We start from the raw sequence: 24,052 nt of genomic DNA, 5'->3' as shown, positions 1-24,052 counted from the left end.
GCCGGAAACGGGCAAGAGGAGGGTGAGTGTGGGCGGGGCGCGGGCGGGTGATTCCCTGCACAGGGGGTGCCGTGCGGGAGTTGTCCACGGGTATCAGGTATCGGGAGCGCCGGACTGGTCGATGGCGGAGGGTGGGAGACGGCAACGGGATGAAGAACGACTGGGCTGGAAATGACACGGACGACGATTCGAGTGGTGCGCGCCGCGCTGATGTGCGCAGTGGCGGCGACATCGGGGACGATCACGGTCCCGGTGAGCGCCACAGCGGTGGCGAGCGCCACCGCGGCGCCGCAGGCAGACGCTGGCGATCCCCCGTCCCCGTCCTCGACCATTGCCTCCGGCCAACCGCGCTGGGCGTGGCCGGTGAGCCCGGTCGTTGTCGCGAAGGCGTATGCCCCTCCCCCGACGCCGTACGCCGCAGGCCATCGCGGAATCGACCTCGCCGTCTCGCTCTCCGCTGTCGTCACCGCCCCCGCCGGCGCCACGGTGCGGTTCTCCGGGTTGGTGGTGGACCGCCCCGTGCTCACTCTCGATCACGGAGGCGGCATTCTCTCCAGCTACGAGCCTCTGGTCTCCGACCTCCCGGTGGGCGCTTCCGTCTCCACCGGCCAGCCGCTCGGGCGAGTGGCCGAGGGTGGACACTGCGCCTCCGGCTGTCTCCACATCGGTGTGCGCGTCGACGGCGCGTACGTGTCGCCGCTGCTGTTCTTCGACAGGGTGCCGCGCGCGGTGCTGCTCCCGCTGCAGAGCGACCGGGCGGCGTGACGGCACGTGAAGGCACCGGGTGATCAGGCGCGGGGGTGTGCGATGCGGTAACTCTCTTTGAGTCGTTCCGTGGAGACGTGCGTGTAGATCTGGGTGGTGCCGAGGCTGGCGTGTCCGAGGAGTTCCTGCACGGCGCGCAGGTCGGCGCCCCCGTCGAGCAGGTGGGTGGCTGCGGTGTGGCGGAGCGCGTGCGGGCCGGCCGGTCCGCCGCCGGGGATGTCCGCGAGCAGCCCCGCGACCAGTCCGTAAACGGCGCGCGTTCCGAGTCGGGCGCCGCGCGGTCCGAGCAGCAGCGCCGCCCCCGACCGCTCGGCCGCGAGGGCGGAGCGTGCGCGTTGGAGGTAGCCGACTATGGCGGTTTTGGCGGGGACGCCGAACGGGACCACCCGTTCCTTCGACCCTTTTCCGAGCACCCGGACGGTCAGGCGATCGAGGTCGACGTCGTCGACGTCGAGTCCGGTCAGTTCGGAGACGCGGATGCCGGTGGCGTAGAGGAGCTCGATGACGGCGAGGTCGCGGACCCTGTTGGGTTCGCCGTCCGCGGCGAGCGCCGCGAGTCGTTCGAGGAGCGCGTCGATCTGGGTGCGGTTGACCACACGCGGAAGCGTCTTGTCGGGTTTCGGTGCCCGGAGCCTGACAGCTGGATCCGTGACGGCTCCCGCCTGCCGTGCCGCCCACGCGCTGAACCCTTTGGCCGATGCCGACCGGCGGGCCAGCGTCGCCTTCGACAGTCCGCGCTGTGACGAGTCCCAGAGCCAGTCACGCAACACGTCGAGCGTCAGACCGGCAGTGTCGGCGACCTGCCGCGCCTTCGCGAACTCGGCCAGCCCGGTCAGGTCGGACCTGTACGCACGCACCGTCTGCGGCGAGTATCCGCGCTCCACCGTGAGATGCACGGCGAAGTCGTCGATGGCGCGAGCGAGTTCCACACCCCAAGCCTCCCCCACGACCGCACGAAGAGTCGCCGCGACGCCCCGCAGGGCGAGACTCCGCCCCGTCGCGCACGACTCACTCCCTCCACGACTGACCCATTCGAACACGGCGAGGACTCCACGAACGACTCACGTCGGCGGCCGACGATGCCGACGGCCGACGCCGCCGACGGCACACCCGCGTGTACCACCGTTGCTCACCCAACTGGTCGACGGAATCCCACTATGTCCTCAACCACCCGCCAACTCCCTCTTTCACCTGCCCTTCCAGTTCCAGGCGCCCGAGAGCTGCGGTCACGTCTGTTGGAGCGAGACCGGAGCGAGACGCGATGTCGGTGACTGAGCGGGGGCGTCGGGCACTGAGCGCGTCGCGGAGGCGGGTCTCCACTCCGTCGATCTCGGCGGCTCCAACGTGGCTGCCAGATCCCGTCGGCGTCCCTGCCCGTGCGGAGCGATCGGATCGGTGCGCCGCCGGTGCGGAACGATCGGAACCGTCGGTTCGGTGTGGCGATTCGCTGTTGCCGGAGAGCGAATCCCCCGCCAGCTCGGCCATCTCGTCTGCGGAGGTGACGCAGACGGCATCGAACTCGCGGATGAGGCGGTGGCAGCCGGACGAGGCGGGCGACGTGATCGGACCGGGGACCGCGCCGAGCGGCCGGCCCATCGTCGCCGCGTGGGCCGCCGTGTTCAGGGAGCCGGAACGACGGCCGGCCTCGACCACGACCGTCGCGGTGGCGACGGCAGCGATCAGCCTGTTCCGCTGGAGGAAGCGCCAGCGGGTCGGCGGGGAACCGCACGGCAGCTCGCCGATCAGCAGACCCCGATCGGCGATGCGCTGGAGGAGCCTGCTGTGGCCCGTCGGGTAGAGGCGGTCGACGCCTCCCGCGAGGAACGCCACCGTGGTCTGGTCGCTAGCGAGCGCCGCTCGATGGGCTGCACCGTCGATCCCGTACGCGCCGCCGGAGACGATGGCGAAGCCGCGGTCGCTCAGACCGGCTGCGCTCTCCATCGCCACGTGCTCGCCGTATCCGGTCGCCGCTCGTGCGCCGACGAGGGCGACAGACCTGTTCAGGTCGCTGAGTCTCGCCGGGTCTCCGCGCACCCACAGCGCGAGAGGAGCGCCCGCGCCGAGCGCATCCAGGGACGCCGGCCAATTGTGGTCGGCCGGCGTCAGCAGCGTGGCGCGGAGGTTCGCCGCTGACGACAAAGCCCTCGTGGACGCCCCAAGTGTCAGCCGAGGCTTCCAGCGTTCGAGGGCGGCGGCGAGCCGCGCGCCGATCGCGTCGGCGGCGGACGCGTCGCGGTCGCGGATCCGGTCGACGATCGTGGCTTTGGAAGCGCCATCGACGATGAACCGAAGAGTCAGAGTGGCGCCGAGCACGTCGGTGAGCAGCCGCACATCCGTGTCGCCCGGTTCAACCACCGTGGAGAGCGCCGCCCAGGCGAATCGCGTCTCGGTGGCGTCACGGTCGAGCCCTGATCGCTGCTCGGCTGCATCGCCCGTTCTTGTATCGGATGGGGAGACCGGGCCGAGAAGCGCCGCGAGGTGCGCGTGAGAGAGCCCGAGGTAGTCGCTGGTCGTCATCGGTGCCTCTCCTGAGCGGGTGAGGGCGAGTTCCCTGTGGTGGAGATTTCGCGGCCAGCCTCAGTGATCGGCGGGCGTCCGCGCGCAGCGTAGGTGTGAAGCGGGCACGGTGCACACGATGCGGGCGAGTGGGCACTCTGCAGCCGGAACGCGGGACCGGAGCGTGCGTGCTCGGGCGTCATGCGCCGCCCCGTCTCAGATAGAGGGCCGCTCCGATGTGGTGGCCGGTGGGGGTGACACCGCCGTCGAGGTCGGCGAGCGTCCAGGCGATGCGCAAGGTGCGGTCGTAGCCGCGCATCGTGAGGGAGCCGCGGTCGAGGGCACGATCGAGCGCCCCGACCGTTGCCCTGGGCAGGCGGAGGGATCCGGTGCGCAACCAGCTCCCAGCGACGTCGGCGTTGCGTGCCCAGGTCGTCTCGGAGAGCCGTTCTGCGGCGACGGCGCGCGCGGCGATCACCCGCTGCCGCTGTACAGCGGTCTGAGTGCCGACCGCCGGCGCCAGCGGCCCGGCAGACCTGGCAAGCCCCGCGCTCCCCGGAGGCTCTGCAGGGCCGGACGTTGGCCTGCCCGACGTGGGCGCACCGACTCCGGGCACGGCACGTCCGCGCGCCAGGCCGTCCCCGTGCATCCGGAGTGCGGCGAGCCCCAGCCGGCGCACGGAGAGGCGGATGTCGACGCGGTCGAGGAGCGGCCCCGACATGCGCGCCAGGTAGCGTCGCCGGGCGATCGGAGTGCAGACACACTCTTCGTCCGGCGAACCGTGGTGGCCGCACGGACACGGGTTGGAGGCGAGGACGAGCTGGAAGCGGGCGGGGAATTGCGCGGTGCCGCTGGCTCGGTGGATGGTGATGGTGCCGGATTCGAGAGGCTGCCGGAGGGCGTCGAGCACAACGGCAGGGAACTCCGCGGCCTCGTCGAGGAAGAGGACGCCGTTCGTCGCCCGCACGATCGCCCCGGGGACGATGCGGCGGGTGCCCCCTCCCACCATCGCGACCGCCGAGGCCGTGTGATGCGGAGCCTCGAAGGGCGGACGCCTGACCAGTCCTCCGCCCGCTCCGGCCACCGACCGGATGCACATGACCTCCAGTGCCTGGTCGTCCGTCAGATCGGGAAGCAGGCCGGGCAGCCGGGTGGCGAGCATCGTCTTGCCCGCGCCGGGTGGTCCGACCATCGAGAGGTGGTGCCCGCCCGCTGCAGCGACGACGAGGGCCTCGACGGCTTCCTCGTTGCCTGCCACGTCGGACAGGTCGGGCTCCGGACGTGCGGGGACGGCCGCTGCCGCGGATGTGGTGCCGACTGTGACGTGGTCGACGTCGACAGGCTCGAGCGTGCTGCCGTGATGAATCGCGGCGTGGCGCAGACTGGCGATCGGTACCACCTCCACGCCGTCGACCATGGCCGCCTCGTCGGCGTTGGCCGTCGGCACGAGCACCCGGACGAACCCGGCGGCCCTTGCCGCGATGACCGAGGGCAGGATGCCGGGGACCGGCCGCAGTCGTCCGTCGAGCCCCAGCTCGCCCAGATGGACCGCCGCGGCCGCCGACTCCGGACGCAGATCGCCCGCAGCGGCGAGGGCTGCGACCGCGATGGCGAGATCGAACGCGGAGCCCTGCTTGCGGAGCGACGCCGGCGACAGGTTGACCGTGAGCTTGCGCGGTGTCAGCGGGCACCCGGCGTTGGTCGCCGCAGCGGTCACGCGCGTTCGGGACTCGCCGAGCGCCGCATCCGGCAGGCCGATCAGCGAGAACGCGGGCAACCCGGCCGCGATGTCCGCCTCCACCTCGACGACATCGCCGTCGACGCCGTTCAAGGCGACGGCGTATGTGCGCGCGAGCGGCATCAGACCACGCCCTCAAGATGTTCGATCGAGGGCTCGGCGCTCCACGCGTCGATCACCGCGACCGCGTCGATCCGGATATGGCCCACCGGGCCGTGCGCGCGACACCACTCCGCGGCCAACCGTCGCAATCGTGCGGCCTTCGCCGCGGTGATCGCCTCGAAAGGATGGCCGTACGCCACCGATGTCCTGGTCTTCACCTCGGCGAAGACCGTCACTCCGTCGCCGCGTAGGATCAGGTCGAGCTCACCCGACGCGCATCGCCAATTCCGTTCGAGCACGACGAAACCCCGTCGTTCGAACCACTCCGCCGCCACGCACTCTCCGCGGCGCCCCAACTCGTCTTTCGCTGCCATTGCTGCCTCCTGAGGACAGCCTCGCGTGGGGGCGTCGCCGGGGAAACAGCGGGAGAAGATCTGTGGAGAACAGCCGCGATGCGACTGGCTGGGGAGAACTACTCGTCGAGTGCGAGTTCCTTCGGGAGCTCGAACTCCTTGCTGGAGAGCTCCTCGATGTTCACATCCTTGAACGTGAGCACCCGAACCGACTTCACGAAGCGGTCGGAGCGGTAGACATCCCACACCCACACATCGTTCATCGTCAGCTCGAAGTAGAAGTCGTGCTCGGTGTCACGGCGTACGAACTCCACCTCGTTCGCGAGGTAGAACCGGCGCTCGGTCTCGATCACGTACTTGAACTGCGAGACGACGTCCCGGTATTCGCGGTACAAAGCCAACTCGACCTCGCGGTCGTAGTCGTCGAACTCGTCTTCATCCATTGTTCGACAAGTCTATGCCGGACTGAGCGTCATGTCGGCATGGGCAGCGTCGACGCATCACGCAGCCAGGTCAGCCGGTGCAGGGCGCTCGGCCCCAGCTCGGCGATCGCATCCATGTGCTCACGGCTCGAATACCCCTTGTTGGACGCCCAGCGGTACTCGGGATAGTCGACATCGTGCTGGATCATCAGCCTGTCTCTGGTGACCTTGGCGATGACGCTCGCGGCGGAGACCGAGGCGCAATCCCTGTCCGCCTTGATCCTGGTCACGACGTTCGCCGGCCGAATCAGAGCCGGATTCAGGTAGTCGTAGTTGCCGTCGAGGATGACCGTGCTCTCCCGGATCTCGGCGCCGCGCTCCTCCAGGAGCGCGAGCGCCGCGCTCCTGCGAGCCCCAGGCAGCGCATGATGCCGAGCGAATCGACCTCGGCGGCGGACGCCATGCCGACCGCGTGGTGCAGCACCCATTTGCGGCAGAGCGGCTCCAGCGCCTCGCGCGCGGGTTCCGGAAGCAGTTTGGAGTCGCGCAGCCCGACCGGGATGCGCTTCACCGTGGTGTCGATGACGACCATCCCGACCGCGACCGGGCCTGCGAGGGCACCGCGGCCCACCTCGTCGACGGCCACGATCGACGTCACGCCCGAACGATAAAGCGACTTCTCGAAGCGGAGGGTGGGTGTCACCGGCGCCATCATCGCTGGTCCTCCTCCACGCCACGGAACACTTCCGGATAGTTGTCGAGCCAGGTCCATCTGCTCACCGGCCAGCTGATCACGAAAGCGCGGCCGACCACATGATCGATCGGGACGAAACCGTGACCGGGGAGGCTCTGGTTGCGGGACGAGTCCTGGGAGTTATACCGATTATCCCCCATCACCCACAGTTCGCCCTTCGGAACGGTGACGTTGAAGGCGAGTGTCGCGGCGTTGGTCTGGCCGGGAGGGATGAGCACGTACGGCTCCTTCAAGGGAACGCCGTTCACCGTGATCCTCCCGTCGGCATTGCAGCAGGCGACATGGTCGCCGGGGAGTCCGATCACCCGCTTGACCAGGTGGTCGTCGCTGTCGGACGCGGAAAGGCCGATGAACGTCAGCGCGGAGTCGATCGCCGACGCGACCGGGGTCTCCCGCGTCGGGGGCTGCGGGGGAAGCCAGCCGCCAGGATCGCGGAACACGACGACATCGCCATGGCTGATCGGGAAGAGGCCGGGCTCCAGTTCGTTGACGATGATCCTGTCGTTGATCTGCAGCGTGTTCTCCATCGACGCCGACGGGATGTAGAACGACCGCACGATGAACGTCTTGACCAGGAACGAGACCAGGATGGCGACGACCACGATGACCAGCAGATCGCGGAGGAACAGCCTGATGCTTCGCCGACCGCGCCTGCGCGTTCCGCGCCGCTCTCTTGCCACGCGGTCCGACCGGGTGGGCACTGCTTCATCCGTCATTTAACCGCCTGAGCTCCCTGCCCAAGTGTATGGGACAGGGAGCTCAGGAACAGCGTTGGCGGATGCCGCGCGTCGGGGCGGTGAAGCCCCAGGCCGTGAAGCCTAGTTGTCGCGCTTCTCTTTGATCTTCGCCTTCTTGCCGCGCAGTTCGCGCAGGTAGTAGAGCTTGGCGCGACGGACGTCACCACGGGTGACGACCTCGATGCGGTCGATGACCGGGGAGTGCACCGGGAAGGTGCGCTCGACGCCGACCTGGAAGCTGACCTTGCGGACCGTGAAGGTCTCGCGCACGCCCTCGTTGGAGCGGCCGATGACGACGCCCTGGAAGACCTGGATACGGGAGCGGCTGCCCTCGATGATGTTGACGTGAACCTTGACGGTGTCGCCGGCGCGGAACGCGGGGATGTCCTGCTTCAGGGAAGCGGCATCGACGGAGTCGAGGATGTGCATGTGTGTTCGCTCTCTGTACCCGCCACAGGTCGAGGACGGACTTGGGGCCTTCCCCCTGTGCGCGGAGCGCAAGGCGGACGACCGGGAATCAACGGTATGGGGTGTGCGCGAGAAGTGCTGGCTCCCCTGTGGCAGAGCCTGGCCGCGACACAAAGATCAATTCTGCCATGAACAGGAGGTGTTTGCCAAAGCGACCTCAGCGCTCGTCGCGGCGCTCCTCGATCACGATGACCTCGGAGCCCTCCTCGAACAGCGCATCCGGTTGGCGCACCTGCTGCGGCTGGGCAGCACGCTCGTACGCCTCGAAGGTCTGCTGCACGCGCAGCCTGGCCTCCGTGACCAGTTCCCAGAGCGACACCCAGAACACGGCGAGCCCGAGCAGGATGCCGACGACGGCCAGCCAGCTGTTCACCCCGGGGAGGAAACAGCCGAACACGACGATGGAGGCGTGCCACAGACCGATCAGGCCCACATCCCGCCAGGAGACGGCTTTGGAGTCCCGGACGGTCTTGCGCGCCATGATGATGCCGCCGATGGCGAGCATCGCGATGAACAGGATCGGGCACAGGATGAGCAGCCCGATGAAGCTCCACCCGCCGGAGCCGAAGATCGCCCAGCCGATGAGCAGCCAGACAGGCAGGATCACGGCGGAGGGGAACAACCACCAGTAGAACGCCTTGCGGAGGATCACGGGACCAGCGTATCCGTGGCCGCCTGTGCAGCGGCTGCGGGTTCGCCGTGGGCCGAATCGGCGTCGCGCATGGAAAACTAGGCGGGTGGAACTGAAGGAGAACGCATGATCGAGTTGAGGACGCCCGCAGATATCGAGCAGATGCGGCCGGCCGGCCGGTTCGTGGCCGACGTACTGCAGCAGACGGCCGCCGCTGCGAAGGTGGGGGTGAACCTGCTGGAGCTCGACAGGATCGCGCACGACCTCATCCGGAAGGCGGGCGCCGAGTCCTGCTACATCGACTACCACCCGTCGTTCGGTGCGAGCCCGTTCGGCAAGGTGCTCTGCACCTCGGTGAACGATGCCGTGCTGCACGGACTGCCGCACGACTACCGCCTGGAGGACGGCGACCTGCTGACCCTCGATTTCGCCGCATCCGTCGACGGCTGGGTCGCCGACTCGGCGATCAGCGTGGTGGTGGGGCAGCCGCGGGATGCGGACCTCCACCTCATCGACACCACCCGCCGCGCGCTCGCGGCCGGGATCGCCGCCGCGCAGCCCGGCGGCCGCGTCGGCGACATCTCCGCCGCCATCGGCGCCGTCGCCCACGCGGAGGGGTACACCGTGAACCTCGAGTTCGGCGGCCACGGCGTCGGCCGGACGATGCACGGCGACCCGCACATCGCGAACGACGGCCGCCCCGGCCGCGGCTACCCGCTGCGCCCTGGCCTCGTCATCGCGATCGAGCCATGGTTCCTGGAGTCGACCGACGAGATCTACACCGACCGAGACGGCTGGACCCTCCGCAGCGCCGACGGCTCCCGCGGCGCCCACTCCGAGCACACCGTCGCGATCACCGAGTCCGGCCCCCTCGTCCTCACCGCCCGCGACTAGCGCCTCCCCGGCTCCCCGAATAATCGAGTCGGGACTTATGTACGCACCGCCCCGGCGTGTCGCGTACATAAGTCCCGACTCGATTGTTTCGGGCGTGATTATTCGGGGAGGAGGTCGGGGCGGACGGCGCGGGTGCGGGCGAGCTGCTGCTCGTGGCGCCAGGCGGCGATGGCTCCGTGGTTGCCGGAGAGCAGGATGGGCGGGACGTCGTGGCCGCGCCAGGAGGCGGGCTTGGTGTAGCTGGGGTACTCGAGCAGGCCGTCTTCGTGCGACTCCTGGACCAGGCTCTCCGGGTTGCCGACCACGCCGGGGATCAGGCGGCCGATCGCCTCGATCATCGCCATCGTCGCCACCTCTCCCCCGTTCAGCACGTAGTCGCCGATGCTCATCAGGCGCACCCGCGCCCGGGAGGCCGTCTCGTCGAAGACGCGCTGGTCGATGCCCTCGTATCGCCCGCATCCGAAGACCAGGTGTTTCTCTTCCGCCAGCTCGCGCGCGATCGACTGCGTGAACACGTCGCCGGCCGGGGAAGGGAAGATCACCAGCGGGTCGCCGGGGGTCGACTCCAGGATGCCGTCGAGCGCTTCACCCCACGGCTCCGGCTTCATCACCATGCCGGCTCCCCCGCCGTATGGCGTGTCGTCGACCGTGCGGTGCCGGTCGTGGGCGTGATCGCGCAGGTTGTGCACGCCGAGGTCGATGATGCCGCTCTGACGGGCCTTGCCGAGCAGGGAGATGTCGAGCACATCGAAGAACTCGGGGAAGATCGTGACGATGTCGATGCGCATCCCCCCAGCCTATTCGAGGGCCGCTGCCGCAGAACGACGAGCTACTGCGGCACGACGGCGAGCTCCCTGTCGCGCGGCACGAGCGGAGCCGCGATCACCGGGCAGAGGGCCACGGCCGCGAACGCGAGCGGGTAGCCGAGCACGGTGATCAGCCCGCCGACCGCAGGCCCCACCACCGAGGCCGCGAGGAACTGGCCGGTGTTCTGCGTGCCGAGCGCCCTGCCCGACCAGAACGGCCCGGCGATCTCTGCCACCGACGTGTACGCGAGCCCGTTGTCGGCCACGGTCACGATCGCCGCGACGATCAGGATCACGGCAGCCCAGGCCGCCCCGAGCGCCGACGCTCCGGCCATCAGCAGCATCACGGCGGCGGCGACGACGGACACCCAGCGCAGCGGGACCAGGTGGCTGCCGACCCTGTCGCTCAGGACGCCGATCCCGATGCGGCCGATGGCCCCGGCGAACTGGCTCACCCCGATCACGATGCCCGCCGCGAGGGCGGTGTAGTGCAGCTGGGTCACCAGCCAGACAAGCCCGAACGTCGACACCGTGAACTGCGGCACCACCAGCAGCATCGACACCCCGTGGATGCGCCACAGCAGCGAGGTCTCGCGGTACGGCTTCCACACGGCCTGGGGATGCGCATCCGCTCCTGTCGTCTTCGCCGGCCGCGGAGGGTCGACGATGCCGACGGCGCACAGCACGGCGGAGACGGCGCACAGCGCCGCGGGTACGGCCAGCGCCAGCCCGATGCCTCCCGCCGCTGCCAGTTGCGGGATGGTGAGCGCGGCCACGGCGACGCCGAGCGGCTGACACATCTGCCTGATGCCCATCGCGAGTCCGCGGCGCTCCTTCGGGAACCAGCCGATCACGACGCGCCCACTGGCGGCGTTGGGGCTCGCTGACGCCATGCCGCCGATCAGGAACAGCGCGCCGAGGGTCACGTAGTCCGTCGCGAACATCGCAGCGAACGCGACCGCGGCGGTGATCGCGAGCCCGGAGGCGATGACCCAGCGTTCGCCGATCCTGTCGCTGAGCGCTCCCCAGCCGATGAGGGTGATGACCAGCCCGAGGGTCGGCGCGGAGGCGAGCAGCCCGGCCTGAGCGAGGCTGAGGCCGCGCTCGGTGTGCAGCAGCGGGATGAGGAACGCGGGCGTGGAGACGAACACCGTGGAGCTCGCCTGGGCGATGACGCCGAAGGACAGCATGAGCCACGGCCGCGGGGTGCGTTGTACGGTGGAGATCACGGGTATACCCTAGCGGTATACCACTCCGGTATACCAAGGGAGCGACCGCGTGCCAGAGCAAACGACCGTCTACGACCGGCTGCGCGCGCAGATCCTCGACCTGGAGCGGATGCCGGGCGCCCGCCTCACCGAGCGCGGGCTCGAAACCGACCTCGGCGCCTCCCGCACCCCCCTGCGCGCCGCGCTCATGCGACTGGAGACCGACGGCCTCGTCGAACGCGACGGACGCGCCTGGCAGATCACCCCCATCGACCTCGGCGAGATCGCCAGGCTCAGCGAGCTGCGGGATGCGGTCGAGTCCGCCGCCGTGCGCCACAGCTGCGCCCGCGCCACCGACGACGCCATCGCCTCCCTCACCGCCAGGCTCGGCGCCTTCGACACCCACCGCCCGAGCGACGACGCGATGCGCGCAGGCACCCACTTCCACGTCGAACTGGCGAGCCTGTCCGGCAACCACTTCTTCGCCGACAGCGTCGACGCGGCCATGACCAGGCTCGCCCGCACCCGCTGGCTCGAAGTGCGCACGGAGGACGCCAGACGGGCGGCCTGGGAGGAGCACCGCGACATCCTGGCACTGGTGGCCGCACGGGAGGCGGATGCGGCGGCGGACCGCATCCACCGGCACATCATCGGCACGCACGAGCGGCTGATGGCCGCACTGGATGCGGACACCCGCTCGCTGCGCGCCCGCGGCCTCGCGATCGTGCACTGAAAAGGATCGTGCGCTGAAAAGGAGAAGAGCCCCGACGCGAACGCTGGGGCTCTTCCTCTGTCTATTCGGCGGGCGTCTCGCCCTGTTCGGCGGGCGCCTCGTCCGCGTCGCCGGGCTCCGGCTCATCATCGGGCTCCGGCTCGTCGCCGGCGTCCGGCTCGTCATCGTCCGGCAGTTCTTCGAACAACCCGGCCGGTGGCGTGAGCGTCACCGTCCCGGTCGTCACGTCGACCTCCGGAACGATCGCCTTGACGAACGGGACGAGCACTTCGCCGTTCGCCGTCTTGATCGCGAGCAGATCCTGCGCGGGCAGGTGGTCCACCCGTGCGACGGTTCCGACCTTCACGCCGTCGCGGATGGCGTCCAGGCCGACCAGCTGATGGTCGTACCAGGCGTCGTCCTCGTCCGGCAGCTCTTTCACATCCTGGCTGACCCAGAGGATCGCCTTGATGAGCGTCTCGGCCTCGGAACGATCGTCGATGCCGGCGAAGAACGCCACAGCGTGAGCGTTGTACCAGCGCAGTTCGATGAGTTCGAGCGACTTGCCGTGCCACTTGGATGCGGTCGGGACCTGCAGCGTGAAGATCGCTCCAGGGACGAACCGCTTCTCCGGCTCGTCCGTGTAGAGCTCGACCTTGATCGCGCCCTTCAGTCCGTGCGCCTTGGTGAGCCTGCCGACGCGCAGCTGGGTCTCATCCGGTCGCGGAGCGGCGTCCTTGCGGGGCAGCTTGTGGTCGGCCACCTCAGTCGTCGACGACGTCGACGCGGACGCGTCGGCCGTCGGCCAGCGCACCGACCAGGGTGCGCAGCGCCTTGGCGGTGCGACCCGAGCGGCCGATGACCCTGCCGAGGTCCTCGGGGTTCACACGAACCTCGAGGACCTCGCCACGGGGCGAACTCTTTGCAACGACGTGCACGTCGTCCGGGTGATCCACGATCCCCTTGACGAGGTGCGCGAGTGCGGGTGCGAGCAAGGTGTTACGCCTTCTCGCCGTCGGCGGCAGCCTCGGTGATGACCTCGGCCTCAGCGACGACCTCAGCCTCAGCGGCCTCCTCGGCCTCGACCTCTGCCTCGACGACAGCCTCAGCCTCGGCGACGACCGGCTTCTCAGCCTTGGGCTTCAGGACCGGCTTCTTCTTCTCGTCGGCCTGGAACTCGACCTTGGCTTCCTTGACCTTGACGGTGCTCTTGGCGTTCTTGTCGCCCTTGAACTGGCCCCAGTCGCCCGTGAGCTTGAGGAGCGCGAGGACCTGCTCGGTCGGCTGGGCGCCGACGCTGAGCCAGTACTGCGCACGCTCGGAGTCGACCTGGATGACCGAGGGCTCCTCGGTCGGGTGGTACAGACCGATCTCCTCGATCACGCGGCCGTCGCGCTTGGTGCGCGAGTCGGCGACGACGATGCGGTAGTACGGTGCGCGGATCTTGCCGAGGCGCTTCAGACGGATCTTGACAGACACAAATTCTCCTGTGTGTATGGGTGACGTGACGAACTGTCTGCCGTGAGCGTGGGGGCACACTCGGCAGGAGGTCTATGGTGTTCCACCGCACCTGATTAGAGGGTCGGGTACGAGGGAACTCAACTAGCTATTGTGTCAGATAACGCCGCCCTATGAACAATCGGATGAACGGGACGACCACTATGCAGATCGAATTCTCGGAATCCGAGCGCTCCACCGTCGGGATCGAGTGGGAATTGGCGCTGGTGGACGCGTCGACGGGCGACCTCGTCCAGATCGCCCAGGAGGTGCTGCAGGAGCTCTCCACGCCCGACGGCAACGAGCATCCGCAGATCACCCACGAGCTGCTGCTGAACACCGTCGAGCTCGTCAGCAAGGTGCACCGCTCTGTCCCGGATGCGATCGAGGACCTCCAGGGGCTGATCGGCCTCGTCCGCGAGGTCATCGACCCGCTCGGCGTCGAGCTGATGTGCGCTGGGACGCACCCGTTCGCGCAGTGGTTCGACCAGAAGGTCACGCCGAACGAGCGCTACGACCGGCTGCTCGACCGCACCCAGTGGTGGGGCAGGCAGATGATGATCTGGGGCATCCACGTGCACGTCGGCGTCGACGACAGGGACAAAGCCCTGCCGATCGTCAACGGGCTGCTCACGTATTACCCGCACCTGCAGGCGCTCAGCGCGTCCAGTCCGTTCTGGGCGGGTGCGAACACCGGGTACGCCTCGAACAGGGCGCTGATGTTCCAGCAGTTGCCGACCGCAGGACTGCCCTGGCAGTTCGGCAGCTGGGCCAACTACGAGGAGTACGTGCAGGATCTGGTGACCACCGGCGTCGTCACCGACCACAGCGAGGTGCGCTGGGACATCCGGCCGTCGCCGAAGTGGGGAACCGTCGAGATGCGCGCCTGCGACGGCCTCTCGACCGCCGACGAGGTCGGCGCGGTGGCCGCCGTCATCCACTGCCTCACCGACCGGATGTCCGGCCAGCTCGACGACGGCGAGGAGCCTGTCACCCTGCAGCCGTGGTTCGTGCGGGAGAACAAGTGGCGGGCTGCACGCTACGGGCTCGACGCCGAGATCATCACCGCACCGGACGGCAGCGAGCGGCTGGTCTCCGACGCACTGCGCGACCTGATCGTCGACCTGTCCCCGACCGCGGAGCGCCTCGGCTGCCTGGCCGAGCTGGAGACAGTGGATGTGATCCTCTCGAAGGGCGCGAGCTACCAGAGGCAGCTCCGCGTCGCCGAGGCGAACGGCGGCAGCCTGCAGGCCGTCGTCAGCTCGCTCACGCACGAGCTGCGCGACGGACTGGACAGAAGCTGACCGCCCTGCCTGGAGCGCCGCGGCCGGAGTGCCGCACGGCGATCTCAGGGAGCCCGGCGAAGCGGCAACGTATGCTTTCTGCTGTGCTGCCCCGACCGATAACCCGAATCGCCGCCGTCGCCCTCGCCTCCATCGTCATCGCTGTGACTGCAGGTTGCTCCGCCCTCACAGGAGGAACGACCTTCACAGGAGCGCCCGAGGCTACGCCGACTCCGACTCCCCTGGCGACCTCCGACGCGCCCGTCCGCGCCGCCGCCATCGGCGACTCGATCGCCATCGGCAACGGCGTCCCGTACGACGACGCCTGGCCGTTCCTGGTCGCGGACCAGTTCGGCTGGACCCTCAACGACTTCGCCGACAGCGCCTCCGGCTTCATCGCGCCCGGGCTCAACACGCACACATACGAAGCCCAGGTCAGCCAAGCTATCGCGCTACACCCGCAGGTGGTCATCATCGCCGCGACGCGCAATGACACGCTCGGCTCGACCACTCTGCTGAAGACCACGGCGACGAAGCAGTTGCAGCGGCTCCGCACCGCGCTCCCCGATGCCGTGATCATCGGCGTCGGACCGATCTGGGGAGCCGGAACGCCGACGCCGCAGACCCCGGTGGTCGGCAGCATCGTCCGCGCCGCCGTGCTCGCCGTGAAGGGCACCTGGATCGACGTGGGCCAGCCGTTCCAGAACCGTTTGGACCTGGTGCAGAAGGACAACGTGCATCCCACCGCCGACGGGCAGCATCTGCTGGCCGGGCTGATCGCGGACAAGGTCTCCGCAGCGGGCATCACGACGATCTCCCCAACCGCCGCGTCGCGCTGACCCGCCCTGTGGATGCCCGGCCAGGGCATTCACTATCGGAATCTTCCAGAACACTCAGCTTCCACGCAGCTTTCTGCCCTTACCCTCGCTCCGTGCGCTTGTCTACCCGTGGCCTCCGAGTGGCCCTTCTCGCCGCCGCCACGGCTGCCGTCGTCGTCCTCACCGGATGCTCCGCGACCGCACCGCAGGCGCCCGTCGCCGGGCAGCGCTCCGCCGCGGCCGCCCCTGTCTCCGAGCGCCCCGTCGCGGTCGCGATCGGCGATTCGATCGCGTTCGGTAAGGGCATCCGGCAGGACCAGGCGTGGCCGTCGCTGGTGGCGAAAGTGCACGACTGGCGCCTCGCCGACCTGGCCGTCTCCGGGTCCGGCTTCCTGCACCCCGGCTGGAACGGGACGACCTTCCAGCAGCAGGTCGACCAGGCCGTGAAGCTGAAGCCGGAGTACATCCTGATCGCCGCGACCAGGAACGACCGGCTGGAAGACCCCACCGCCCTTGCTCAGAAGAGCACGGAGCTCGTCGGCACGCTCCGCACGACGTTCCCGCACGCGCACATCATCGGCGTGACAGCCATCTGGGGCTCGGACCAGCCACCTGCGACCATCACGATGGTCGACGATGCCTTCCAGTCGGCCATCGAGGCGGTGGACGGCACCTTCGTCGACATTGGCTTCCCGCTCGTCGGGCATCCCGAGTGGCTGCAGCCGGACGGCATCCACCCCACCCCGGCCGGCCAGGAGATCGTCGCCAAGACGATCGAGGCCAAGCTTGCGCCGAACGCCCTCGCGCTCTAGCGGCCGAGGAACTTCTGCAGCGAGGCCAGCTCCTCCTCGGAAGGGCCGCCCGGCTTGCCTGCGCCGCCGCCGAGGCCGAAGCCAGAGCCGCCCGGCGCGCCCGGCGACGCGGGGGCGCCGGAGGCGATGGCCGCGTTCTCCGCGGCACGCTTGGCCGGGTTGCCGGAGCGCGAGCCCTTCTTCTTGGGCTGCTGCTTGCCCTTGCCGCCGTAGCTGGCGCCGGGGATCGGACCCATGCCTGGAACGTTCGGGACGCCGCCCTTGGCGACGGTCTTCATCATCTTCGCGGCCTGCTCGAAGCGGTTGACGAGGGCGTTGACCTCGGTGACCGTGCTGCCGGATCCCTTCGCGATACGCAGGCGGCGTGAGCCGTTCAGGAGCTTGGGCGTGGTGCGCTCGGCCTTGGTCATCGACTGGATGATCGCCTCGGTGCGCACGATCTCGCGCTCATCGAAGTTGTCGAGCTGCTGCTTCATGGCGCCGGCGCCGGGCAGCATCCCCATCATCTTCTTGATGGAGCCCATGTTGCGCAGCTGCTGCATCTGCTTGAGGAAGTCGTCGAGTGTGAAGCTGTCCGTCGCGAACTTCTCCGCGACCTTGCGCGCCTCGTCTTCGTCGAACGCGTCCTGCGCCTGCTCGATGAGGGTGAGGATGTCACCGAGGTCGAGGATGCGGCTGGCCATGCGGTCGGGGTGGAACGGCTCGAAGTCGTCCAGCCCTTCACCGGTGGAGGCGAAGATGATCGGGCGGCCGGTGACCGACGCGACGGAGAGGGCGGCACCACCGCGGGCGTCGCCGTCGAGCTTGGAGAGCACGACGCCGGTGAAGTCGACGCCGTCCTGGAACGCCTTGGCGGTCGCCACTGCGTCTTGACCGATCATGGCGTCGATCACGAACAGCACTTCGTCGGGATCGACGGCCTTGCGGATGTCGGACGCCTGCTTCATCAGCTCGGCGTCGACGCCGAGGCGACCGGCCGTGTCGACGATGACCGTGTCGTACTGCTTGGTCTCTGCGAACTTCAAGGCGTCTTTGGCGACGCGCACGGGGTTGCCCACACCGTTGCCTGGCTCGGGGGCGTAGACGGGGACACCGGCCTGCTCTCCGACGATCTGGAGCTGCGTGACGGCGTTCGGACGCTGGAGGTCGGCGGCGACGAGGACGGGCGTGTGGCCGTCTTTGACGAGCCACTTCGCCAGCTTGCCAGCGAGCGTCGTCTTACCGGCACCCTGGAGGCCGGCGAGCATGATGACCGTCGGTGGCTTCTTCGCGAACTGCAGGCGGCGCTGCTGGCCGCCCAGGATTTCGACGAGCTCCTCGTTGACGATCTGCACGACCTGCTGAGCCGGGTTGAGGGCCTTGTTGACCTCGTCGCTCAGCGCGCGCTCGCGCACCTTGCCGGTGAACTCCTTGACGACGGGGAGCGCGACGTCGGCGTCGAGCAGGGCGCGACGGATCTCGCGCACAGTGCCGTCGACGTCGGCCGGTGAGAGCTTGCCCTTGGTGCGAAGGTTCTTGAAGGTATCTGCCAGGCGGTCAGACAGCGATCCGAAAGTAGCCATGATCGTTCCAGTTTACCGGGCGGATGCTGAGCGTCAGGATTGCGTGTCGACCGCGACCACGTCGCCGCGGATGTCGAACGAAACGGTGAGCAGTGCATCCGTCTCGTCCGGGCTGATCGAGTAGTCGAACGTGGCGAAGACCTCCTCCTCGTCCGAGTGGTCCGGCTGCAACAGGATGCGCAGAAGCTGCAGGGAGCGCAGCACGTCGATCGGGATGTCGCCCGAGTTGTAGACGAGCAGGTCGAGCAGGATGTCCCCCAGCTTCTCGACGTGCTCGTCGATGTAGCTGACTGTCGCCGACTGGCGCGAACTCAGCTCGGCGATCAGCGCATCCCGTGCCCGGGCGTCGAACCCGTCGATGGCCTGGATCATGGCCGCCGCCGCGTCGAGGGCGAACTCGGTGACGGCAGACTCGACATCGGCCAGCAGGTCGATCTCGACCACCTGCTCGGAGAGCTCGGCCGTGTCGTTCCAGGCCAGGCCTCCGGATGCGGTCTCGTCGATGACGCCGAAGTAGTCGTGTTCGATGGCCATGTACGCGACCCTAGCCGACCAGCTGCTGGGCGAAGACGTGGGCCGTGAAGCCGGTGAGGTCGTTGATGCCCTCACCCTGGCCGACGAGCTTGATCGGGATGCCCGTCTTCTCCTGCACGGCGAGCACGAAGCCTCCCTTGGCGGAGCCGTCGAGCTTGGTGAGGACGAGACCGGTGACCCCGGCGTGCTCGATGAACGCCTCGGCCTGGGCGAGACCGTTCTGGCCGGTGGTCGCGTCGAGGACGAGCAGCACCTCGGCGATGGGCGCCTGCTTCTCCACCACCCTCTTGATCTTGGAGAGCTCGTCCATCAGGCCGCCCTTGGTCTGCAGGCGGCCGGCGGTGTCGATGATCACGATCTCGGTGCCGTCCGTCTTCGCCTTCTCGACCGTCTGGAATGCGACGGACGCTGGGTCTTGACCCTGCTGCTGCGGACGCACGATCTCGACTCCCGCACGCTCCGCCCAGGTGGCGAGCTGCTCGACCGCTGCGGCACGGAAGGTGTCCGCGGCGCCGACGACGACCGTGCGGTCGTACGTGCGCAAGAACTTGGCGAACTTGCCGATGGTCGTGGTCTTGCCCACGCCGTTGACGCCGACGACGAGCACGACGGCGGGGCGGTCGCTCAGCTTGAGCGTGGTGTCGAGCTTCGACAGGCGCTCTTCGAGGCTCTCCCGGAGCATCCGCTGCAGGTCGGCAGGGTCTGTGGTGTGGTAGCGGTCGACCTTGGCGCGGAGGTCGTCCACGATCGCCTCGGTCACATCCGGGCCGAAGTCGGCGGTGATGAGTGCCGTCTCCAAGTCGTCCCAGGTGGTGTCGTCGATCGTCTTCTTCGCGAACATGCCGCGGAGCGCGCCGGACAAAGACCAGGGGGTGCGTTCTGCCATAGCTCTCAGACTAGTTGTTAGCGTGTGACCATGTTCTCTCTCGTGGCGGTGTCGGCGGAGCTCGCCGAGCAGCTGGTGGCGATCGAAACGGGCGGGGACGACGCCGTGCACCAGGCGCGCATCCGGGTGCGAAGGCTGCGCAGCATCCTGGGGGTGTACCGCCGCGCGTTCGAGAAGGACGAGGCGAGGCGCCTGCGACGCCGGCTGTCCGCCCTCGGGACCAGGCTCGGCACCGTGCGCGACCTCGAGGTGCGTGCGTCGGCCCTGGATACGCTGACAGACGATCCGGGGCACGACGCGCCCACGATGGATGCGGTCGCCGGGTTCGCCGCCGACGCCCGCGCCGCGCACGCGGCGGCCACCACGACGCTCGTCGACCACCTGCACAGCCGCGCGCACCGGCAGTTGCTCGCCGACGTGGTCGAGTTCGCCGCCGATCCCCCGCTCAGCACGCGCGGGGCGGACCATCCGACGCGGACGGCGAGGAAAGCCCTCGCGAAGGCGGGAGCCGCCGTCCTCGCCACCGAGGGCGACAGCCTCGACGACCGGCACGCGATCCGGAAGGCGGCGCGGAGGCTGCGCTACGCGGCGGAGGCGGTCGCAGACACGTTCGGCCGCGACGCTGTGCGGGTCGCTGTCGCCGCCGAGGCGCTGCAGAACGCGCTCGGCGAGAACCGCGACCTGGTGCTGCTGTCGTCGCACCTGCGGCAGAAGGCGGAGGGGTCCGGTCTCACCGGAGCGGCTGCTGCGGGCGTCGAGCGCCTCGCGGCCGCGACCGACGAGCGCGCAGCGGAGCGACTCTCCGGCCTGCAGGAGCGGTTCGACGCACTGTCCGCCGCACTCTGACCGACTCTGCAGCGGGATGCCGGCCCGCAGGCTAGGAGGCCTGCTCCTGCGCGACGCGCTGGCCGACCACGGCGGAGACGCCGTCCTGGCGCATGGAGACGCCGTAGAGGGCGTCGGCGATCTCCATCGTGCGCTTCTGGTGGGTGATCACGATGAGCTGGCTGGACTCGCGCAGGTCTTCGAAGATTGTCAGCAGACGGCCGAGGTTGGCGTCGTCGAGCGCCGCCTCCACCTCATCCATGATGTAGAACGGGCTGGGGCGCGCCTTGAAGATCGCGATCAGCAGGGCGACAGCCGCCAGTGAGCGCTCTCCACCGGACAGCAGCGACAGCCGCTCGATCTTCTTGCCTGCCGGTTTCACCGACACCTCGATGCCGGTGGTGAGCAGGTTCTCCGGGTCGGTCAGCGAGATGCTGCCTGTGCCGCCGGGGAACAGGATCGGGAAGACGTAGCCGAACGCCTCCTTGGTGTCCTCGAAGGCGGACTCGAAAATGGTCTGCATCTTCTCGTCGATGTCCTCGATGATCGTCAGCAGGTCGGTGCGGGTCTTGGTGAGGTCGGTGAGCTGCTCCGTCAGGAACTTGTGGCGCTGTTCGAGTGCGGCGAACTCCTCCAGCGCGAGCGGGTTGACGCGGCCGAGCTGGGCCAGCTTGCGCTCGGCGGAGGCGAGGCGCTTCTGCTGCTGCTCGCGGTTGAACGGGACGGTCTCGCGCTCGGTCTCCGCCGTCGCGGCGGCCCCGGGCCCCTCGTCGTCGGTCTCGCCGGTCTCGTCGCCGGACGCACCCGCATCCTGTGCCGGCCCATCGACCGGGATGGGGACATCCGGACCGTATTCGGCGACCAGCACGTCCTCCACGAGACCGAGCTCGCTGCCCGCCCGTTCGAGCAGGCTCGACAGGTGCAGCTTCTTCTCGTAGATCTGCAGTTCCAGGCCGTGCACGCTCTCGGTGATGACCTGCAGGCGTTCGCGGACCACGTTCTCCTCGCGGCGCAGAGTGGCGAGCTCCTCGTTCTGGCTGGAGCGCTTCGCCTCGGCGGCGGCGAGTTCCAGCCGCGCCTGCGCGACCGACCTGTCGACGGAGTCGAGGACGGCGGGGAGGGCTTCGATCACTCCCGTGGCCGCGTCGACCTGGCGGCGGCGGATGACGGCACGCCGGGCGGCCTCCTCGGCAGCGGCGCGCTCGGCGTCGAGCTGCCGGGCGAGCGCCTCTCCCCTGGCCTGCTCGGCGCGCACGCGTTCCTTGGCGGTCTCGACGGCGAGGCGGGACTCCACCTCGGCCTCTCTGGCAGCTTCGAGCTCGGTGGAGAGTGCATCCCTGGCACTGACGTCGAGGATGGGGCGGGGACGGGACCGGGCGGTCTCCAGCTCCGACTTCGCCTTGTCGGCGGCGGCCTCCGCCTCGGCGACCCGGTCAGCAGCAAGGGTGAGCGCCGTGCTCAGCCGGTCGAACTCGGCCTGCGAGGCCTCCAGCTGCACCTTGAGCCTGTTGAGCTGTTCGGTCTGCGCCGCCAGCCTCGCGTCGAACTCGCGGAGCGAGGCGAGCGCCGCCTGCGACTGCTCCTTCGCCACCTGCAGCACGCCGCGCTGCTCGGCGAGGGCGAACTTGGCGCGGTCGATCAGGGAGGTGACCTCGCCCAGACGCTCGTCGGCGGCATCCCGGTCGGCGATCAGCTCGATCCGGCTCTGCTTCGCGCCTGAGCCGCCGCGGAGCACGTAGTCGGTGAGCACGTCGCCCGCTTTGGTGATGATGGTCACCGGGCCGCCGAGCTTCCGTGCCGAGAACGCCGTGGATGCGGCGCGCGCGGCCTCGAGGTCGTCCGCGATGGCCGTGAACGCCAGGATGCCGAGCACGCCGTCCGGCGCCTCGACCACCGAACGCGCCGCGACCACCCCCGCCACCCCGCCGAGGTCGACCTCGGACGACGCGGCGTCCGCGATGATCACCTCGACCCTGCCGAGGTCGTCGGACGACGCCTGCGCGACCGCGTCGAACGCACTCGACCTGTCCTCGGCGAGAACAGCGTCGGCGAGCGAACCGAGAGCTGCGGCGATCGACGCCTCGAACCCCGGATGCACGCGGATGTGCTCCGCAACAAGCCCCCGGACCCCCGGCAGCCTCGCCGCGACGAGAGCGGCGGAGCCGTCCTTCTGGTCGAGCGCCATCGAGAGCGCACTGGTGCGGGCGGCGAGGGCGTCTCGCTCGCGCTCCAGGGTGTGCAGCTCCTCACGGAGTCGCTCGATCTCGCCCTCCGCCTCGAACACGTCGGCCTGGGCCAGCTCATACGCCTCGTCGAGGTTGCCCTCGCCGACGTCGGCGGTCGCCGCCTCCGCCTCACGGGCGGCGAACTCTGCGCGCGCCTTCTCGCGGCGGTCGGTCGCCGCATCCATCGCGTTCTGCTGGCGGAGCACTTCGCCGCGCACGGCGGCGAGACGCTGGGCCGCGGCGTCGGCCTGACCTGTCAGCTTGGACAGCTCCAGGTCGTGGCGGGAGACCAGGGCGCTCTGGGCGGCGATCTCATCGTCGACGGCGTCGAGCCTCCCGCGGGCCGAGCGGGTCGCCGCCTGTGCGGCGGTCCACGCGGCCTCGGCGTCAGTGACCACGGTGCGCAGCCTGTCGACCTCGTCACGCGCATCCTGGACCATCTGAGTGCTCACGCTCGGGCCGGCATCCGGAGCGTCGGCCTGGCTGCCGAGCAAGGCGAGCCGCTGGTTGGCCATCGTGTAGAGGTTGCGGAGGCGCTCCTGCACCGACTCCAGGCTGAACGCCGTGCGCCGGGCGACATCGACCTCGTCGCCGACCTGCGCCTGCTCCAGCCGGGCGACGCGCAACTGCTTCTGCTCCAGTTGCTCCTGCAGCACGATGCGCTCGCTGTGGCGCTCCGACTCCGTGCGGCCGTGGTCGTCGAGTGCTGTACGCAGGGCGACGACGTCGTCGGCCAGGATGCGCGCACGGGCGTCGCGAACGACCGCGGCGATCGACTGCGCCTCCCGCGCGATCTCGGCCTGGTGGCCGAGCGGCTTGAGCTGGCGGCGGATCTCCCCGGCCAGGTCGCTCAGCCGGGTGAGGTTGGTCTGCATCGCCTCCAGCTTGCGGAGCGTCTTCTCCTTGCGACGACGGTGCTTCAGGATCCCGGCGGCTTCTTCGATGAAGCCGCGGCGGTCCTCCGGGCTCGCGCGCAGGACCGCATCCAGCTGGCCCTGGCCGACGATCACGTGCATCTCGCGGCCGAGGCCGGAGTCGCTGAGGAGCTCCTGCACGTCGAGGAGGCGGCAGGCCGAGCCGTTGATCGCGTACTCGCTTCCTCCGTTGCGGAAGAGCGTGCGCGAGATGGTGACCTCGGAGTACTCGATCGGCAGCGCGCCGTCCGAGTTGTCGATAGTGAGAGTGACCTCTGCGCGACCGAGCGGGCCGCGGGTGGAGGTCCCGGCGAAGATGACGTCCTCCATCTTGCCGCCGCGGAGCGTCTTGGCGCCCTGCTCCCCCATCACCCAGGCGAGTGCATCCACCACGTTGGACTTGCCGGAGCCGTTCGGCCCGACCACGCAGGTGACGCCCTGCTCGAACGCGAACGTCGTCGGCTGGGCGAACGACTTGAACCCCTTGAGCGTCAGGCTCTTCAGATACACCCGCCGCCCCGCTCTCTCGTCCGTTTGCCGCGCTGTCGCCCCAAATTTACCCGACCACACCCCCGCATCCCGCCACCGAAAGCATCGAGTCGGGACTTAT

The 24,052-nt window shown here is 69.2% G+C and carries 26 protein-coding genes; 7 read left to right on the top strand and 19 right to left on the bottom strand.

Translation table 11 applies throughout. The features are described from left to right. Positions 1-171 precede the first annotated feature (171 nt). Positions 172-765 (top strand): murein hydrolase activator EnvC family protein, encoded by a 594-nt coding sequence (locus AC37TH_RS19605; protein ID WP_490766014.1) that lies wholly within the window; start codon positions 172-174, stop codon positions 763-765. 23 nt (positions 766-788) lie between these two features. Here the strand turns inward: AC37TH_RS19605 and AC37TH_RS19600 are convergent, their stop codons facing one another. The 10 genes from AC37TH_RS19600 to AC37TH_RS19555 all read right to left on the bottom strand — a co-directional run bounded on the left by AC37TH_RS19600 (position 789) and on the right by AC37TH_RS19555 (position 8,487). Further along, positions 789-1,694 carry a tyrosine recombinase XerC gene (locus tag AC37TH_RS19600; protein WP_490766013.1) on the bottom strand — a complete coding sequence of 302 codons (906 nt, stop codon included), beginning with the start codon at positions 1,692-1,694 and terminating at the stop codon, positions 789-791. Between the two features lie 226 nt (positions 1,695-1,920). Further along, complete coding sequence (gene dprA / locus AC37TH_RS19595; RefSeq protein WP_490766011.1) at positions 1,921-3,282, bottom strand: DNA-processing protein DprA; 1,362 nt, start codon at positions 3,280-3,282, stop codon at positions 1,921-1,923. Between the two features lie 178 nt (positions 3,283-3,460). After that, positions 3,461-5,122, bottom strand: coding sequence for a YifB family Mg chelatase-like AAA ATPase (locus AC37TH_RS19590; protein WP_490766010.1), 1,662 nt, complete (start codon positions 5,120-5,122; stop codon positions 3,461-3,463). Next, positions 5,122-5,475, bottom strand: coding sequence for a YraN family protein (locus AC37TH_RS19585; protein WP_490766009.1), 354 nt, complete (start codon positions 5,473-5,475; stop codon positions 5,122-5,124). The genes AC37TH_RS19590 and AC37TH_RS19585 overlap by 1 nt, the downstream gene beginning before the upstream one ends. A 98-nt stretch (positions 5,476-5,573) precedes the next feature. Continuing rightward, positions 5,574-5,897, bottom strand: a complete 324-nt coding sequence (locus AC37TH_RS19580) for a DUF2469 domain-containing protein (protein ID WP_055893100.1) — start codon at positions 5,895-5,897, stop codon at positions 5,574-5,576. Between the two features lie 29 nt (positions 5,898-5,926). Further along, a complete protein-coding gene (locus AC37TH_RS19575; RefSeq protein WP_490766008.1) occupies positions 5,927-6,166 on the bottom strand; it encodes a ribonuclease H family protein in 240 nt (79 codons plus the stop codon). A gap of 29 nt (positions 6,167-6,195) precedes the next feature. Then, positions 6,196-6,579: a ribonuclease H family protein gene (locus AC37TH_RS19570; RefSeq protein ID WP_490766007.1), complete on the bottom strand. Its 384-nt coding sequence runs from the start codon at positions 6,577-6,579 to the stop codon at positions 6,196-6,198. Positions 6,580-6,587: 8 nt separating this feature from the next. Next, positions 6,588-7,346 (bottom strand): signal peptidase I, encoded by a 759-nt coding sequence (gene lepB, locus AC37TH_RS19565; protein ID WP_490766006.1) that lies wholly within the window; start codon positions 7,344-7,346, stop codon positions 6,588-6,590. Positions 7,347-7,448: 102 nt separating this feature from the next. Next, complete coding sequence (gene rplS, locus AC37TH_RS19560; RefSeq protein WP_490766004.1) at positions 7,449-7,796, bottom strand: 50S ribosomal protein L19; 348 nt, start codon at positions 7,794-7,796, stop codon at positions 7,449-7,451. Between the two features lie 196 nt (positions 7,797-7,992). Further along, positions 7,993-8,487, bottom strand: a complete 495-nt coding sequence (locus AC37TH_RS19555) for a hypothetical protein (protein ID WP_490766002.1) — start codon at positions 8,485-8,487, stop codon at positions 7,993-7,995. Positions 8,488-8,592: 105 nt separating this feature from the next. Here AC37TH_RS19555 and map point away from each other — a divergent pair, with 105 nt between their 5' ends. Then, a complete protein-coding gene (map, locus tag AC37TH_RS19550; protein ID WP_490766000.1) occupies positions 8,593-9,360 on the top strand; it encodes a type I methionyl aminopeptidase in 768 nt (255 codons plus the stop codon). Positions 9,361-9,458: 98 nt separating this feature from the next. Here map and trmD read toward each other — a convergent pair whose 3' ends face one another. Together trmD and AC37TH_RS19540 are read right to left on the bottom strand one after the other, a co-directional pair. Next, positions 9,459-10,148, bottom strand: a complete 690-nt coding sequence (gene trmD / locus AC37TH_RS19545; RefSeq protein ID WP_490765999.1) for a tRNA (guanosine(37)-N1)-methyltransferase TrmD — start codon at positions 10,146-10,148, stop codon at positions 9,459-9,461. Positions 10,149-10,189: 41 nt separating this feature from the next. Then, complete coding sequence (locus AC37TH_RS19540; RefSeq protein ID WP_490766100.1) at positions 10,190-11,356, bottom strand: MFS transporter; 1,167 nt, start codon at positions 11,354-11,356, stop codon at positions 10,190-10,192. 88 nt (positions 11,357-11,444) lie between these two features. Between AC37TH_RS19540 and AC37TH_RS19535 the strand changes: the two genes are divergently transcribed. Beyond that, positions 11,445-12,107 carry a GntR family transcriptional regulator gene (locus tag AC37TH_RS19535; RefSeq protein WP_490765998.1) on the top strand — a complete coding sequence of 221 codons (663 nt, stop codon included), beginning with the start codon at positions 11,445-11,447 and terminating at the stop codon, positions 12,105-12,107. Between the two features lie 61 nt (positions 12,108-12,168). Here AC37TH_RS19535 and rimM read toward each other — a convergent pair whose 3' ends face one another. The 3 genes from rimM to rpsP are packed head-to-tail and all read right to left on the bottom strand — an operon-like array spanning position 12,169 to position 13,565. Beyond that, positions 12,169-12,849 (bottom strand): ribosome maturation factor RimM, encoded by a 681-nt coding sequence (gene rimM, locus AC37TH_RS19530; protein WP_490766099.1) that lies wholly within the window; start codon positions 12,847-12,849, stop codon positions 12,169-12,171. Between the two features lies 1 nt (position 12,850). Beyond that, on the bottom strand, positions 12,851-13,081 hold the full coding sequence (locus AC37TH_RS19525) for an RNA-binding protein (RefSeq protein ID WP_055893072.1): 231 nt from the start codon (positions 13,079-13,081) through the stop codon (positions 12,851-12,853). A gap of 4 nt (positions 13,082-13,085) precedes the next feature. Then, positions 13,086-13,565, bottom strand: coding sequence for a 30S ribosomal protein S16 (rpsP, locus tag AC37TH_RS19520; protein ID WP_490765997.1), 480 nt, complete (start codon positions 13,563-13,565; stop codon positions 13,086-13,088). Positions 13,566-13,747: 182 nt separating this feature from the next. On the opposite strand from rpsP, the gene AC37TH_RS19515 reads away from it, so the two are divergent. The 3 genes from AC37TH_RS19515 to AC37TH_RS19505 all read left to right on the top strand — a co-directional run bounded on the left by AC37TH_RS19515 (position 13,748) and on the right by AC37TH_RS19505 (position 16,496). Next, a complete protein-coding gene (locus tag AC37TH_RS19515) occupies positions 13,748-14,887 on the top strand; it encodes a glutamate--cysteine ligase (RefSeq protein ID WP_490766098.1) in 1,140 nt (379 codons plus the stop codon). Between the two features lie 83 nt (positions 14,888-14,970). Then, entirely contained in the window at positions 14,971-15,705 is a 735-nt protein-coding gene (locus tag AC37TH_RS19510; protein WP_490765996.1) for an SGNH/GDSL hydrolase family protein, read from the top strand. Between the two features lie 92 nt (positions 15,706-15,797). Further along, positions 15,798-16,496, top strand: a complete 699-nt coding sequence (locus AC37TH_RS19505) for an SGNH/GDSL hydrolase family protein (protein ID WP_490765995.1) — start codon at positions 15,798-15,800, stop codon at positions 16,494-16,496. Here AC37TH_RS19505 and ffh read toward each other — a convergent pair. The 3 genes from ffh to ftsY are packed head-to-tail and all read right to left on the bottom strand — an operon-like array spanning position 16,493 to position 19,478. Beyond that, positions 16,493-18,058 carry a signal recognition particle protein gene (gene ffh / locus AC37TH_RS19500; protein ID WP_490765993.1) on the bottom strand — a complete coding sequence of 522 codons (1,566 nt, stop codon included), beginning with the start codon at positions 18,056-18,058 and terminating at the stop codon, positions 16,493-16,495. The genes AC37TH_RS19505 and ffh overlap by 4 nt on opposite strands. Before the next feature lie 33 nt (positions 18,059-18,091). Next, entirely contained in the window at positions 18,092-18,592 is a 501-nt protein-coding gene (locus AC37TH_RS19495; RefSeq protein WP_490765992.1) for a DUF2004 domain-containing protein, read from the bottom strand. Positions 18,593-18,602: 10 nt separating this feature from the next. After that, positions 18,603-19,478 (bottom strand): signal recognition particle-docking protein FtsY, encoded by an 876-nt coding sequence (ftsY, locus tag AC37TH_RS19490; protein ID WP_490765990.1) that lies wholly within the window; start codon positions 19,476-19,478, stop codon positions 18,603-18,605. A gap of 30 nt (positions 19,479-19,508) precedes the next feature. Between ftsY and AC37TH_RS19485 the strand changes: the two genes are divergently transcribed. Beyond that, complete coding sequence (locus AC37TH_RS19485; protein WP_490765989.1) at positions 19,509-20,324, top strand: CHAD domain-containing protein; 816 nt, start codon at positions 19,509-19,511, stop codon at positions 20,322-20,324. Positions 20,325-20,355: 31 nt separating this feature from the next. Here the strand turns inward: AC37TH_RS19485 and smc are convergent, their stop codons facing one another. Continuing rightward, positions 20,356-23,952, bottom strand: coding sequence for a chromosome segregation protein SMC (gene smc / locus AC37TH_RS19480; RefSeq protein WP_490765987.1), 3,597 nt, complete (start codon positions 23,950-23,952; stop codon positions 20,356-20,358). Positions 23,953-24,052 lie beyond the last annotated feature (100 nt).

It is taken from the genome of Leifsonia sp. McL0627 (assembly GCF_058244615.1).
This window is presented reverse-complemented; position numbering and strand designations above follow the sequence as displayed.